11 protein-coding genes and 1 pseudogene are annotated in these 14163 nt (G+C 71.5%); 5 read left to right on the top strand and 7 right to left on the bottom strand.

The window, feature by feature from the left end; all coding sequences use genetic code 11:
• Nucleotides 1-49: 49 nt before the first annotated feature.
• Both ABZ562_RS09885 and sodN read right to left on the bottom strand, forming a co-directional pair.
• The gene (locus ABZ562_RS09885; protein ID WP_361476110.1) at nucleotides 50-2443 is read right to left on the bottom strand and encodes a SpoIIE family protein phosphatase; all 2394 of its coding nucleotides are present in this window, start codon (nucleotides 2441-2443) and stop codon (nucleotides 50-52) included.
• A gap of 115 nt (nucleotides 2444-2558) precedes the next feature.
• Nucleotides 2559-2954: a superoxide dismutase, Ni gene (gene sodN / locus ABZ562_RS09890; protein WP_055547886.1), complete on the bottom strand. Its 396-nt coding sequence runs from the start codon at nucleotides 2952-2954 to the stop codon at nucleotides 2559-2561.
• Nucleotides 2955-3130: 176 nt separating this feature from the next.
• On the opposite strand from sodN, the gene sodX reads away from it, so the two are divergent.
• Nucleotides 3131-3643: a nickel-type superoxide dismutase maturation protease gene (gene sodX / locus ABZ562_RS09895; RefSeq protein WP_361476112.1), complete on the top strand. Its 513-nt coding sequence runs from the start codon at nucleotides 3131-3133 to the stop codon at nucleotides 3641-3643.
• Between the two features lie 44 nt (nucleotides 3644-3687).
• Here the strand turns inward: sodX and ABZ562_RS09900 are convergent.
• A pseudogene (locus tag ABZ562_RS09900) lies at nucleotides 3688-4176 on the bottom strand (CGNR zinc finger domain-containing protein); the annotation flags it as partial.
• Between the two features lie 101 nt (nucleotides 4177-4277).
• On the opposite strand from ABZ562_RS09900, the gene ABZ562_RS09905 reads away from it, so the two are divergent.
• Nucleotides 4278-5054 (top strand): class I SAM-dependent methyltransferase, encoded by a 777-nt coding sequence (locus tag ABZ562_RS09905; RefSeq protein ID WP_361476114.1) that lies wholly within the window; start codon nucleotides 4278-4280, stop codon nucleotides 5052-5054.
• An 88-nt stretch (nucleotides 5055-5142) separates the two neighbouring features.
• Here ABZ562_RS09905 and ABZ562_RS09910 read toward each other — a convergent pair whose 3' ends face one another.
• Genes ABZ562_RS09910 through ABZ562_RS09920 form a run of 3 tightly spaced genes read right to left on the bottom strand, consistent with a single transcriptional unit; the run spans nucleotide 5143 to nucleotide 7849 of the window.
• A complete protein-coding gene (locus tag ABZ562_RS09910; protein ID WP_055547882.1) occupies nucleotides 5143-5904 on the bottom strand; it encodes an amino acid ABC transporter ATP-binding protein in 762 nt (253 codons plus the stop codon).
• A 4-nt stretch (nucleotides 5905-5908) separates the two neighbouring features.
• Nucleotides 5909-6838: an amino acid ABC transporter permease gene (locus tag ABZ562_RS09915; RefSeq protein WP_361476117.1), complete on the bottom strand. Its 930-nt coding sequence runs from the start codon at nucleotides 6836-6838 to the stop codon at nucleotides 5909-5911.
• Nucleotides 6839-6886: 48 nt separating this feature from the next.
• A complete protein-coding gene (locus ABZ562_RS09920) occupies nucleotides 6887-7849 on the bottom strand; it encodes an ABC transporter substrate-binding protein (protein ID WP_361476119.1) in 963 nt (320 codons plus the stop codon).
• 514 nt (nucleotides 7850-8363) lie between these two features.
• Here ABZ562_RS09920 and ABZ562_RS09925 point away from each other — a divergent pair.
• From ABZ562_RS09925 to ABZ562_RS09935, 3 genes are all read left to right on the top strand, one after another.
• Nucleotides 8364-9596, top strand: a complete 1233-nt coding sequence (locus ABZ562_RS09925; protein WP_361476121.1) for an NADP-dependent malic enzyme — start codon at nucleotides 8364-8366, stop codon at nucleotides 9594-9596.
• A gap of 133 nt (nucleotides 9597-9729) precedes the next feature.
• The gene (locus tag ABZ562_RS09930; RefSeq protein ID WP_361476123.1) at nucleotides 9730-10692 is read left to right on the top strand and encodes a zinc-binding dehydrogenase; all 963 of its coding nucleotides are present in this window, start codon (nucleotides 9730-9732) and stop codon (nucleotides 10690-10692) included.
• Nucleotides 10693-10896: 204 nt separating this feature from the next.
• Nucleotides 10897-13638 carry a hypothetical protein gene (locus ABZ562_RS09935; protein ID WP_361476125.1) on the top strand — a complete coding sequence of 914 codons (2742 nt, stop codon included), beginning with the start codon at nucleotides 10897-10899 and terminating at the stop codon, nucleotides 13636-13638.
• Here ABZ562_RS09935 and ABZ562_RS09940 read toward each other — a convergent pair whose 3' ends face one another.
• On the bottom strand, nucleotides 13639-14121 hold the full coding sequence (locus tag ABZ562_RS09940; RefSeq protein ID WP_361476127.1) for a TIGR03668 family PPOX class F420-dependent oxidoreductase: 483 nt from the start codon (nucleotides 14119-14121) through the stop codon (nucleotides 13639-13641). It lies immediately after the preceding gene.
• Between the last annotated feature and the right edge of the window lie 42 nt (nucleotides 14122-14163).

Below are 14163 nucleotides of genomic sequence, written 5' to 3' on the forward strand. Positions count from 1 at the left end.
GCCCGTGAAGCCTGACACAGGGCACTGACAGTCCCCCGCGAACGGCGGATCAGCCGAGGTCGGGCGGCGCGCCCGGCAGGGGCTGCTCCGCCCAGATCGTCTTGCCCTCCGCGGTCTGCCGGCTGCCCCAGCGCCGGCTGAGCTGGGCGACCAGCAGCAGCCCGCGGCCGCCCTCGTCGAAGGTGCGGGCGCGGCGCAGATGCGGGGCGGTGTTGCTGGCGTCGGACACCTCGCAGATCAGCGAGTGGTCGTGGATCAGGCGCAGCTGGATGGGCGGGATCGCGTGCCGGATGGCGTTGGTGACCAGTTCGCTGACGACCAGTTCGGTGGTGAACACCGCCTCGTCCAGCCCCCAGTCGGTCAGCCGCTCGGTGACGTCCCGGCGGGAGCGGGCGACACAGGCCGGGTCGGCGGGCACGTCCCAGGTGGCCACGTGCGCCGCGTCCAGGGCGTGGGTCCGGGCGAGGAGCAGGGCGACGTCGTCGAGCACGCCGTGCTCGGGCAGCAGCGCGCGCAGGACGGAGTCGCAGGTGCCCTCCAGCGAGGCGGCGGGGTGGGCCAGCGCGTCGGCCAGCAGCACGCGCCCCTCGTCGACGTCCCGGTCCCAGCCGCCCAGCAGGCCGTTGGTGTAGAGGGCGAGCACGGTGTTCTCGGGCAGTTCGAGGTCCATCGTCTCGAACGGCAGCCCGCCCACCCCGAGCGGCGGGCCCACCGGCAGGGTGACGAACTCCACCGGGCCGCCGGGGGTGACCACGGCCGGCGCGGGGTGCCCGGCCGCGGCCATCGAGCAGTGGTGGGAGACCGGGTCGTAGACCGCGTACAGGCAGGTGGCGCCGACATCCCCGGCGGTCTCCTCGTCCCCGGCCTCCGCCGAAAGATGGATCACCAGGTCGTCGAGATGGGTGAGGAGTTCGTCCGGCGGCAGGTCCACATCGGCGAGGGTCCGTACCGCGGTGCGCAGCCGCCCCATGGTGGCCGACGCCTGGATGCCGTGGCCGACCACATCGCCCACCACCAGGGCGACCCGCGCCCCGGACAGCGGAATCACATCGAACCAGTCGCCGCCCGCCGCCGTGTACGGCCCGGCGGGCAGATAGCGGGAGGCCACCTCCACCGCCGACGGCCGCAGCACCGCCTGCGGCAGCAGACTGCGCTGCAGGGCGAGCGCGGTGTCGCGCTCCCGGGTGAAGCGGCGCGCGTTGTCCACACAGACCGCCGCCCGCGTGGTGATCTCCTCGGCCAGCAGCACATCGTCCTGGGTGAACCCTCCGGGACGGTGGTGACGGGTGAACACGGCCACCCCGAGGGTCGTCCCCCTGGCCCGGATCGGCACGGACATGACCGAGTGGATGCCGAACTCCCGGATCTTGGCGGCGCGGACCGGCTTGAGGGCGCCCCATTCCCTGATGAGGGGATCGTCTGCGGCGTAGATGATGGGCCGCCCCGCCGCCAGGCACTCGGCCATCGGGGACGCCTCCGGGTAGGTGTTCACCTTCCCCGGCTCGACCGCGGCCTCCGGAACCCCCGCGTAGATCGACTGCTGGGCGGAGCGACGCAGCACGACCGGTCCGGTGAGCGGGCCGGGCGGCAGCTCCTCGTCCTGGTCGAGCCGGTCCAGCAGATCGACGCTCACGAAGTCGGCGAGCCGGGGTACGCACACCTCGGCCAGCTCCTGCGCGGTGCGGGTGATGTCGAGGGTGCTGCCGATCCGTACGCTGGCCTCGCTCAGCAGCAGCAGCCGCTGCCGGGCCCGGTACTGCTCGGTGATGTCGTGCGCCGCCAGGCATACGCCGTGCACCTGGCCGTCCTTGGCCTTCAGCGGCGCGAAGTGGGCCGACCAGGCGTGCTCCCGCTCCTCGCCGCCGGTGCGCGGATACGTCTCCATGTGGCGCCGTTCGCCGGTGCGCAGCACGTGCCGCATCAGCGCCTCGAGGCCCTCGCTGCGCAGTGTCCCGGCGATGTCCGCGAGCCGCAGACCGTGGAGGTCCCCCTCGGGCAGGCCGATGACGCGCGCCATCTCGGCGTTCACCTTGCGCAGCCGCAGCTCGGTGTCGTAGACCGCCATGGGGCAGGGCGACTGGGCGTACGCCCAGGTCAGCAGCGTCACGTCGGTGGGTGCCGCGGCGTCGTCGGCGGCCAGCGGGGCGACCAGCAGCCAGCTGTCCCCGACGCGGTGGGCCAGCAGCGCCACCTCCACCCGCCGCCCGTCGCGGTGGCGCACCGCCACCGTGCCGCGCCAGCGCGTCCGCGCCGCCCGGGCCCGCTCCACCACGCCCTCGGCCGGCTCGGCCAGCAGCGCCGCGGCGGACCGCCCCACTACCTCCGACGGCGGATAGCCGAGCAGCCGCCGGGCGCCGTCGTTCCAGCCGGTCACCGTGGCGTCACCGCTGACGGTGACCCGCGCCGCGCCCGCTTCGTCCACGTATCCCAGCCTCGTCCACATTCGGCGGGGCATCAACCAGAGGCGGTGCCGGACGCGGGGCGCGAAAGAAGACCGCACCCGGCCGCGGGTGGCGGGCCGGGTGCGGGCAGGGGGACTCAAGGGCCCCAGGGCCGGGTCAGGCCTTCTTGGTCTCCCAGAAGATCTTGTCGATCTGGGCGATGTAGTCCAGGGCCTTCTGGCCCGTGGCCGGGTCGGTGGAGCCCTTGGCGGCGCTGAGCGCCTTCAGGGTCTCGTTGACCAGCTGGTGCAGCTCCGGGTACTTCTCGAAGTGCGGGGGCTTGAAGTAGTCGCTCCACAGCACCGAGACGTGGTGCTTGGCCAGCTCCGCGCGCTCCTCCTTGATGGTGGTGGCGCGGGCGCGGAAGTGCGGGTCCTCGTTGGCCTGGAACTTCTCCTGGATGGCCTTGACGGACTCGGCTTCGATGCGGGCCTGGGCCGGGTCGTACACGCCACACGGCAGGTCGCAGTGCGCGCTGACCTGAACCTTGGGGGCGAACAGGCGGGAGAGCATAGAGCTGTCCTTCCATTCGTGATCGTCTTCTCAGGTGCGAGATTACTCCGTGCGGGAAGGCTTTTCTCGGGTGCCCCGGGGGGCTTAGGTCAAAAGTCCGGTGACACTCCGGGGTGTCCGGGAGTGTGACCTGGGATGGTGGGGCGGATGGCGGAGTACGGACCGGAGGTGCCGTGATGCAGGAGCAGCTGCACGATCGCGGGCAGGAGAGGGACCGCGAGCAGCACGGCCTGCTGCGGATGGGGCTGGCCGAGGTGTACAACCCGTCGATGCAGCCGTCGCTGTATCCGGGCGACCAGTTGGTGGTGCGGTACGGGGTGCCCGTGCGGCCGGGGGACGTGGTGGTGCTGCGGCATCCCTTCCGGCAGGACCTGCTCATCGTCAAGCGCGCGGTGGAGCGGCGTGAGGGCGGCTGGTGGGTGATGGGGGACAACCCGGACGTGGAGAACGACAGCCGGGAGTTCGGGGCCGTGCCGGACGAGCTGGTGGTGGCCCGGGCGTGGTTGAGGGTGCGGCCGCTGCCGGGAGGGACCGGGCCCCGGGGTCAGCGGTCGGCGGCGGGGCTGCTGTCGTGGGCGGTGTCGGCGGTGCGGCCGGTGCGCTCGCGGTCGCGGGCCAGGGGCGCCGTGCGCGCGGTGGGCGCGGAGTCGGCCGGGCGGCCCGCGTCGAGGCGTTTACGGGCGCGGTAGGCGGCGACGTTGGCGCGAGTGGCGCAGCGGTCCGAGCAGTAGCGCCGGGATCGGTTTGTCGATGTGTCGAGATAGGCGTTGCGACAGGGCGGGGCCTCGCAGATGCCGAGCCGGTTCGCGCCCAGTTCGGTGAGGTGGAACGCGAGTCCCATGGAGGCGGTCGCGGCGAACCCGGCGCTGGCGTTGGCGGCGTAGTCGGCGATGTGCATGTGCCAGTCGGGGCGGCCGTCCTCGTCCCGCAGCTCGTGTCCGGAGATCTGCGGGCTCACCGGGAACTCGATGAGCAGCGCGTTGAGCAGGTCCACCGCCAGGACCTCGTCCCCGTCCGCCGCCGCCTCGAAGACCGCGCGCAGCCGGGCCCGCACCGACCGCAGCCGGGTGACGTCGGCGTCCGTCGCGCGCCGGGCCGACTGCCCGCTCTCGCCGAAGAGGGTGCGTACGGCCTCGACCGAGGTGAGCGCGTCGGTGCCGCGTGCGGGCTCCTCGCTGTTGACCAGACGCACGGCGAGATCTGAGTAATAAGCCAGTTCCACTTGTGGTCCTTACGGGGGCGGTCTATGGTCGGTTTCGGTCAGGTCGGGTAATGGGCGCTCTACGCGCCAGGGTATTACGGGCTACGACATGGAGGAACGCGATGACGGAGACCCTCGCCGCGGCGGACTGGCAGGCCTGGCAACGGAGCTGGGACCGGCAGCAGGAGTGGTACCTCCCCGATCGTGAGGAGCGGTTCCGGGCGATGCTCGACGCGGTCGAGGCGCTGGTCGGACCCGAGCCGAGAATCCTCGACCTCGCCTGCGGCACGGGCAGTATCTCGGATCGGGCGCTGCGCCGCTTCCCCGGCGCCACCAGCACCGGCGTCGATCTGGACCCCGCGCTGCTGGCCATCGCGCGCGGGCATTTCGCGGGGGACGGCCGCGTCACCTTCGTCAGCGTGGACCTGCGCGACCCCGGCTGGACGGGCCGGCTGCCGCACCCCACGTACGACGCGGTGCTGACCGCCACCGCCCTGCACTGGCTGCGCTCCGATGAACTCCGCGCGCTGTACGGCCAGGTGGCGGGGGTCGTACGGGACGGCGGGGTGTTCCTGAACGCCGACCACATGCCGGACCCGGACACGCCCCGGCTCAACGACGCGGACCGCGCGTACCGCAAGGAGCGGCAGGCCCGGGCCAAGGCCGAGGGCGCCCAGGACTGGGCGGACTGGTGGGGCGCCGCCGCGGCGGACCCGGTGCTGGCGGGGCCCGTCGCCGAGCGGTTCACGATCTTCGGAAATCCGGCGGACGGCGACCACGAGGACGGCGAGGTGCAGCCCGCCGGCTGGCACGTGGACGCGCTGCGCGAGGCGGGGTTCGCCGAGGCGCGACCCGTGTGGTGCTCGGTCTCGGACGCGATGGTGCTCGGGCTCAAGTAGGTGCTCGGGCGCACGGAGCAGCGCTCGCGGAAGCGGCGCGAGGGCGGTACGGAGCCTCACAGCCCCGTACCGCCCTCGCCTCGTCTTCCTACAGCACCTTCGACAGGAACGACTTCGTCCGCTCGTGCTGCGGATTCGTCAGCACCTCACGCGGGAGTCCGGCCTCGACGACCACCCCGTCGTCCATGAAGACGACCGAGTCCCCGACCTCCCGGGCGAAGCCCATCTCGTGTGTGACGACGATCATCGTCATGCCGTCCTCGGCGAGCCCGCGCATCACATCGAGGACGTCGCCGACCAGCTCCGGGTCGAGCGCCGAGGTGGGCTCGTCGAAGAGCATCAGCTTCGGCTCCATGGCCAGCGCCCGCGCGATCGCGACCCGCTGCTGCTGGCCGCCGGAGAGCTGCGAGGGGTAGTTGCCCGCCTTGTCGGCGAGGCCCACCCGGTCCAGCAGCTTGCCTGCGCGCTCCCGGGCGACCGCCTTGCTCTCCCCCTTGACCTGCACCGGCGCCTCGATCACGTTCTCCAGCGCGGTCATGTGCGGGAAGAGGTTGAAGCGCTGGAAGACCATGCCGATGTCGCGGCGCTTGGCGGCGACCTCGCGGTCTTTGAGCTCGTAGAGCTTGTCGCCCTTCTGCCGGTAGCCGACCAGGTCGCCGTCCACGTACAGCCGCCCGGAGTTGATCTTCTCCAGGTGGTTGATGCAGCGCAGGAAGGTGGACTTCCCGGAGCCGGACGGGCCGATCAGGCAGAACACCTCGCGGGGGGCGACCTCCAGGTCGATGCCCTTGAGGACCTGGACGGCGCCGAAGGACTTGTGGACGCCCTCGGCCTTCACCATGGCGTTCATACGCTCACATCCCCTGGCGGTTGGAGCCGGACAGCAGGTTGATCCGGATGCGCTGCAGCGGCGTCGCGGGCAGGTTCCGGGTGGTGCCCCGCGCGTAGTAGCGCTCCAGGTAGTACTGGCCCACGCTGAGCACCGAGGTGAGGATCAGGTACCAGGCGGCGGCGAGGAACAGCATCTCCGCGGTGGCGCCGGAGTTCTGACCGACCTCCGAGGTGGCCTGCAGCAGGTCCCAGTACTGGACGGCGATCACCAGCGAGGTGGTCTTGAGCATGTTGATGAACTCGTTGCCGGTCGGCGGCACGATCACCCGCATGGCCTGCGGCAGGACGACCCGGCGCAGGGTCTTGGCGTGGCTCATGCCCAGCGCCTGCGCGGCCTCGGTCTGGCCCTCGTCGACGGACTGGATGCCCGCCCGGCAGATCTCCGCCATGTACGCGGCCTCGTTCAGCCCGAGGCCCAGCAGGGCGGCCAGGAACGGGGTCATGAAGTCCGACCACTCGTCCTTGTAGATCGGCATGATGTTGATGTAGTGGAAGACCAGTCCCAGGTTGAACCACACCAGCAGCTGCACATAGACCGGGGTGCCGCGGAAGAACCAGATGTAACCCCAGGCGATGGAGGAGGTCACCGGATTCTTGGAGAGCCGCATCACGGCCAGGACGATGCCGAGGGCCACACCGAGCACCATCGCCAGGATGGTGATCCAGATGGTGTTGCGGACGCCCTTGAGGACTTCGCCGTCGAAGAAGTAATCCGGGATGGCGGCCCAGTTCACATCGCCTTCGGCGAAGGCGTAGACGAGCGTCACCAGCAGCGCGATGGCGACGACCGCGGAGACCCAGCGGCCGTAGTGCCGCACCGGGATGGCCTTGATGTCCTCCGGCGCGGGAGACGGGGTGCCGACGGGCCCCGCCTTGTCGATCTTCGTTGTCACGGATGAGTGCCTTTCAGCGCGAGCACGCGAGCGGGAGGGCGGCCGGGGTCACTTGCCGCCGTTGATGATCGCCTTGGTGACCGCGCCGTCCTCGACGCCCCACTTCGCGACGATCTTGTCGTATTCGCCGTTCGCGATGATGAGGGCGAGCGCCTGCTGGAGGGCATCGCGCAGCTCGGTGTTGTTCTTGGAGACGGCGATGCCGTACGGGGCGGCCTCCACCTGGTCGCCGACCAGCTGGAAGTCCTTGCCGCCGCCGGAGGTCTTCACCGCGTACGCGGCGACGGGGAAGTCGCTGGCCCCCGCCGCGGCGCCCCCGCCGCGCAGCCGGGTCTGGGCCTCGGTGTCATTGCCGTACGCCTCGACCGCGACCTTCTTCTTGCCGCCCTTCTCGCACTTCTTCGACTCGGCCTTGGCCAGGTCGTGCGAGACGGTGCCGCGCTGCACGACGATCTTCTTGCCGCAGAGGTCGTCCCAGGTCTTGATGCCCTGGTCGGCGCCCTTCTTGGTGTAGATCGAGACGCCGGCGGTGAAGTAGTCGACGAAGTCGACGCCCTCGCCGGCCTTCTTGCCGGTGTCGGGGTCGACGCCGTCCTGACGGCCCTTGTTGTCGGTCATGGCCGACATGGCGATGTCGTAGCGCTGCGAGCGCAGACCGGACAGCAGGGTGTCGAACGTGGCGTTGTTGAACTCGAACTTGACGCCGAGCACCTTGCCGAGCGCGTCCGCCAGGTCCGGGTCGATCCCCATGGGCTTGCCGTTCTTCTTGAACTCGACCGGCGGGTAGTTCATGTCGGAGCCGACCTTGACCACACCCGCGTCCTGGATCTTCTTCGGCAGCTTGCTGAAGAGCGGCCCCTTCTCGGCGGCGTTGCCGGAGCCTCCCGTCTTCGCCTTGTCGGTCTGGTCGCCACAGCCCGTCAGCAGCAGGGCGCCCACGGCCACGACGGCGCCGACAGCGGCCGTCCGGGACTTCGTGGTGACCCGGCGACGCGTGAAGCTGGCGGTCATGCTGGTTCCTCCGGCGGGGTGAAGGGATGTCCGAGGTTCGGGAACACGCGTGTGGGTGTCGCGATCTCGTGTGATTGGGGCATCTTGCCATCCGGACGGGCACGCTCGGGCGGCGATCCATGTCAAAATCGGATAACGGGCGATCCCCGTGGTGCACAGGAAACGGACACCGGGCTGTACAGCCCAGGTGCGGGGAGCGGTACGAAATTGTGATCATGCGGCGAATGACGCGTGACAGCAGCATGCATATTCGAGGCTGCTTCGACCGCTTCCGACGGTTATGAGAAGTTTCCGAACACCACCATTACGGAAGCCGTTCGTTCTGGGTGCACGCTTCCGGTAGAACAGACGGCTACCCCCCTCATCCGGGGCTCAGGGCGCGAGTGCGACGCGCCCGGCGTCCGTATCTGATTCCGCGTGGCGGGCATCTGCCGCGCGGCACCGGACGCGGTGCCCGCCCGCTCCGAACCTGGGGCGGTTACCCTCGACAGAAAAACGACAAAGGGGTCAAAAAGTGGCAGCGGAGATGGTGAATCCTCGCAGCGACAACGCAAACGACAGCGGCGAAGGAGCCGACGGAGTGACCGACGGAGAGCCCTTCGATCCCGCTTTCGCGCTGCACCGGGGCGGCAAGATGGCCGTCCAGGCGACCGTGCCCGTGCGCGACCGGGACGACCTGTCCCTCGCCTACACGCCGGGCGTCGCGAAGGTCTGCAGCGCGATCGCCGAGCAGCCCGAACTCGTCCATGACTACACCTGGAAGTCCCAGGTCGTGGCCGTGGTGACGGACGGCAGCGCGGTGCTCGGGCTCGGCGACATCGGCCCGGAGGCGTCCCTGCCGGTGATGGAGGGCAAGGCGATCCTCTTCAAGCAGTTCGGCGGCGTGGACGCGGTGCCCATCGCGCTCGACTGCCGGGATGTGGACGAGATCGTCGAGACCGTCGTCCGGCTCGCGCCCTCGTTCGGCGGCGTCAATCTGGAGGACATCTCCGCGCCCCGCTGCTTCGAGATCGAGCGCAAGCTCCAGGAGCGCGTCGACATCCCGATCTTCCACGATGACCAGCACGGCACGGCGGTCGTCACCCTGGCCGCCCTGCGCAACGCGGCCAAGCTGACCGACCGCGCGCTCGGCCAGCTGCGCGCCGTCATCTCCGGCGCGGGCGCCGCCGGTGTGGCCATCGCCCGGATCCTCACCGAGGCGGGCATCGGAGACGTCGCGGTCTGCGACCGCAAGGGCGTCGTCTCCCCGGACCGCGAGGACCTCACCGAGGTCAAGCGCGAGCTGGCCGGCTTCACCAACAAGGCGGGACTCACCGGTTCGCTGGAGAACGCGCTGGACGGCGCCGACGTCTTCATCGGCGTCAGCGGCGGCACGGTGCCGGAGGAGGCGGTGGCGAAGATGGCGCCCGGCGCCTTCATCTTCGCGATGGCCAACCCCAACCCGGAGATCCACCCCGAGGTCGCGCACCAGCACGCGGCCGTGGTCGCCACCGGGCGCAGCGACTTCCCGAACCAGATCAACAACGTGCTCGCCTTCCCCGGCATCTTCGCCGGCGCCCTCCAGGTCCGGGCCTCCCGGATCACCGAGGGCATGAAGCTCGCCGCCGCCGAGGCCCTGGCCTCCGTCGTGGCCGACGAGCTGAGCGCGGACAAGGTGATCCCCTCGCCGTTCGACGAGCGGGTCGCCCCGGCCGTGACCGCGGCCGTGGCCGCCGCCGCCCGCGCGGAGGGCGTGGCGCGCCGCTGAGCCTTCGCCGACCGGCTTGACAGGGCCGGGCCGCCCACGGGGCGGCCCGGCCCCGCTTTTTCGCGGGCGGGGCGGTGTGACTCACATCGCGGCGTGGTTCCGTCGTCTCCCGCCGCGCCTTATGGTCGGGATCATGTTCGCTGCCTACGCCGCACGTATCGACCGCGACCAGCCGCTCAGCGGCCTCGAACTGGGCGAGCGCCCCGAGCCGGAGGCGCGGCCCGGCTGGACGACCGTCAGCGTCAAGGCCGCCTCGCTCAACCACCACGACCTGTGGTCGCTGCGCGGGGTCGGACTCGGCGAGGAGGCGCTGCCGATGATCCTCGGCTGTGACGCCGCCGGGGTCGACGAGGACGGCAACGAGGTCGTCCTCCACTCGGTCATCGGCCAGAGCGGCCACGGCGTCGGACCGCGCGAGCCCCGCACCATCCTCACCGAGCGCTACCAGGGCACCTTCGCGGAGAAGGTCACCGTCCCCACCTGGAACCTGCTGCCCAAGCCCGAGGAGCTGTCCTTCGAGGAGGCCGCGTGCCTCCCGACGGCCTGGCTGACCGCCTACCGCATGCTGTTCACCAACGCGGGCGTACGGCCCGGCGACAGCGTGCTGGTGCAGGGCGCGGGCGGCGGCGTGGCCACCGCCGCGATCGTGCTGGGTGCCGCCGCCGGGCTGCGGATGCTCGCCACCAGCCGGGACGAGGCCAAGCGCAAGCGGGCGGTCGAACTCGGCGCCGAGGGGGCGTACGAGCCGGGGGAGCGGCTGCCGCGGAGGGTGGACGCGGTGATCGAGACGGTCGGCGCCGCGACCTGGTCGCATTCGGTGAAGTCCCTCAAGCCCGGGGGCACGCTCGTCATCTCGGGCGCCACCAGCGGCCCCAACCCGCCGGCCGCCGAGCTGAACAGGATCTTCTTCCTGGAGCTGAAGGTCGTCGGGTCGACGATGGGCGGCAAGGACGAGCTGGAGGACCTGCTGAGCTTCTGCGCGGCGCGGGGGGTGCGGCCGGTGATCGACTCGGTGCTGCCGCTGGACCGGGCGCGGGAGGGGTTCGAGAAGATGGCGGGCGGCGATCTGTTCGGCAAGGTCGTGCTGACGGTCTGACGGTCTGACGGTCTGACGGTCATGGGTGCCATGCCCCCCATGACCCCCATGGGGGGCATGGCGGCCTGACCGGCGGTCACATCTGGCGCAGATTGCACTCCTGTTCGATCGGTCACGGTCGAGAGCGATGACTTGTCATCACTCTCGGTAAAGAGTCTGGTGCTCTCCGGAGCGGGCGCGGATAATCGTGCCGGGGGGATGCACATGACTGCTTCAGTACCGCCGTTGCCGAAAATCGAGTTGCTGATCGACGCGCTCGAACAGCTCATCACTCTGCCGCCGGGCCATCGCGGCCCGGCTCCGCAGATCCTGCTCACCCAGCTGACGGAGGGGCCCGAGGCCGGGCGGATCGCCGACGGCCTGTGTGCGCGCTTCAGTGCGGGCGGCCGCGCCCGCGTTCCGTTCGCCCAGGTGGCGGGCGAGGCCGAGGCCCCGCGTCAGGAGCACGTGGGGGTCACCTTCCAGAAGATCGAGGAGGAGCTGCTGCGCAACCGGCCCGGCGGCTTCGGCAGACTGAGACTGCCCCAGTTCCGGCTGATGCGCGGCATCGTCGAGACCGACCTCGCCGGATGCCTGCCCGGCACCCAGGCCACGGAGCTGCGGAACCGGAGCTACGAGGCGCGCAGCGCCGACTCGGTCATCCTGCGCGCCCTGCAGGCCGTGAGCGGCGGGGAGGTGCCGCCGCCGACCATCCCGGGCACCGCCTGGTACTGGCTGCGCCGGCCGCTGTTCGGCCTGCTGCCGCGCTGGTGGTACGGGCGGCGCCATGGCCGCCGGATGACCCGCAAGGGCAGCTGGTACCGCAGCTGGGCCCAACTGCCCGAGGGCGGGCCCGGCTTCTTCGCCGACGCCTGTCGGCTGACCGTGGGCACGCCCGGCGCCGCGCGGCGCGAGCCGATCGTGGATGTGCTGCTGCGGGCGCTGCTCGCCGACCTCGAGCGGGCCTTCCGCCACCCCCGGCTCTCGCCCTGGGGGCGGCGCCGCCGCCATCGCGTCGTGCTCGTCTTTCCGCAGCCGCCGGCCACCGGCGACGACACCGGCCGGCTGCTGGAGCAGTTCCCCCATGCGGTCGAGGAGACGGGGTGCACCGGGGTGATGCTGCTGGCCGCGGTGAGCCCGGGCCGGGAGCGCACGGAGAGCTTCGCCGAGGCCGCCATCACGCTGAAGTCGTGGATCGGGACCACCGGCGCGGGCGGCGCCCGGGTGGTCCGGGTGGGCGTGGAGCCGCATGCGGACGACGAGGACGCGGCGCGCTGGCTCGGCCGCTATCCGGAGATCGCCGTCGGCGGCAGCCGTTCCGACGCGGCGCCGCGGGTGGAGGCCGCTGTCGCGGCGGTGGCGGGTGTCACCGTGCTCGGGCTGCTCGGCGGGTACGGCGTGGCCGTGGTGACGGCGAGCAGCGACACCGCCTGCCTCGGCGGCAGCGGCGCGTCGGCGGCCCCGGCCGGGTCCGGGACCGGTGGGGACGGCGGCGGGCGGAGCCGCCCACCGGACCGGAGCCCGCGGGCCGTCTATGGCGATGCGGTGGCCGCCATCACCCGGGAGAACGGGCGAGCCGACAAGGCGGCCCGGTCGGGCGACACGGTCCGGACGGTCGGCTATCTGGGGGTGCCGGTGACCGCCGACGACTGGGGCGAGGCCATGTACAGCGGCGCCATCCCCGAGGTGCGCGGCATCGCGCTGGCCCAGGAGGAGATCAACGAACAGGCGGATCAGCAGAAGAGCGGCAAGGTCTGGCTGAAGGTCCGGCTGATGGACGCGGGCGAGGGCTTCTCCCGGGCGCCCGGGGCGGCCACGGCACTCGCGAAGGAGATCAAGGCCGCCGAGCGCGCCGGGCAGGGTGAGGAGTTCCTGGGCGTGGTCGGCCTCGGCCAGAGCCGCCCGGGCACCCTCCGCGCCCGGAACATCCTCGCCGGGGCCGGGCTGCCCATGATCGGCACCGCGGCCACCGCCGAGGAGATGCAGCGTTCGCCGATGTACCGCCAGGTCGCTCCCGACAACCGCCGGGAGGCGCGCGTGGCGGCGGACTTCGCGCGGCACGCCAATATCGTGCAGACCGCGCCCGGGACCTGCGCCCCCGCCAAGAAGGCGGTGGTGATCGGGGATCCGACCGACATCTACAGCGCGAATCTCAGCGACCGGTTCGCCGAGGAATTCCAGGACGTCCACCGCATCTGGTATCCGGTCCAGCGGCCCTCCGCCGCGCCGCCCCCGGAGCGCACGGGTCAAGGGGACGAATGGGTCTCCCACACCTCCCAGATGGCCGACAGCATCTGCCGGAGGCTCAAGGAGGAGCCCCGCACGGTGGTGTACTGGGCGGCCCGCGCCCATGAATTCGAGAACTTCCTCGACGATTTCGACGGCCGTACCGGCTGCAACGGCCAATCGACCGTGCTCGGCGGCAACGACCTCGACAACGCGGTGGTCGAGCAGCAGCGCCCCAGCGAGAAGCACCCCAGGCTGCGGCTGTACTACGCGGCGCAGGGGCTGGCGAAGGACAGCTCGCCCAATGTGAAGGGCGACGACTTCCGCCGCAGGTACGCCGCCGCCTACGGGAGCGACCTGTGGAGCAACGACGCCCGGGTGCCGCTCGCCGCGGACGCGCTCGCTGTGCTGTCCGAGGGGATCAACGCGGCGTACCAGAGCGCGGGCACGGCGCCCTTCGGGCGGGGAGGGGTGCAGTCGGCGCTGGAGCAAGGGGTGGGCGGAGCGGAGGGGCTGCGCGGGGCCACCGGTTCGCTGATCTTCGGCAAGGGCGACAAGACGCCCGTCAACAAGAGGCTGCTCATCCTGCACGACACCAGGGGCACCTCACCGGAGATCGCGCTGGAGTGCGGCATACGGGACAGCGGCGACGAGGCGAAGACCTGGGGGCCGAGCGGTGCGTTCGACTGCCCGCGCGACCAGGACGAAGACGGTGAAGGGGGCGGAGAGGGAGAGGGCTGATCAGCGGGCCGCCGGTTCCTCGGCGTACGCCCAGCCCGACCAGCGGGTGACCTCGATGGCGATCACCGGTCCGCGCGGCGGCTGGTCGGCGTACTGCGGGTATTTTTCCACCAGCCGTCGCACCGGGTCCGCCCGTTCGGGCGCCGCCTCGGCAGGAACGATCCGCGCCCGGCCGTCGGCCCGCACCCACCACAGCTGCCGCCAGTCCTCGTCGTAGTGGTCGACCAGGAGGGAGACCGCCGGGTTGGTGTGGATGTTGCGCAGCCGCTTCAGGTCCTGGTGCCGCTTGGGCTTGTGGTCCACGGCGGTGACCACGGTGTCCGGGCCGCCGCTCAGGGTGTCCGGGGCGTCCGCGCCGTCCGGGGTGGTGAGCGCGAAGGTGGCGGGCACGAGATGCGGCCGGCCGCCCTCGTCGGTGGTGGCCAGCCGCAGCACCCGGGCGCGAGCGAAGCGCCGCCGCGCCTCGGGGGTCTCCAGTCGCATACCGGCGAGGCTACTGCGGCGCCCCGTCCCGCGGCCGGACGC

The sequence above is a fragment of the Streptomyces sp. NPDC019937 genome (assembly GCF_040631655.1).
GTDB lineage: Bacteria > Actinomycetota > Actinomycetes > Streptomycetales > Streptomycetaceae > Streptomyces.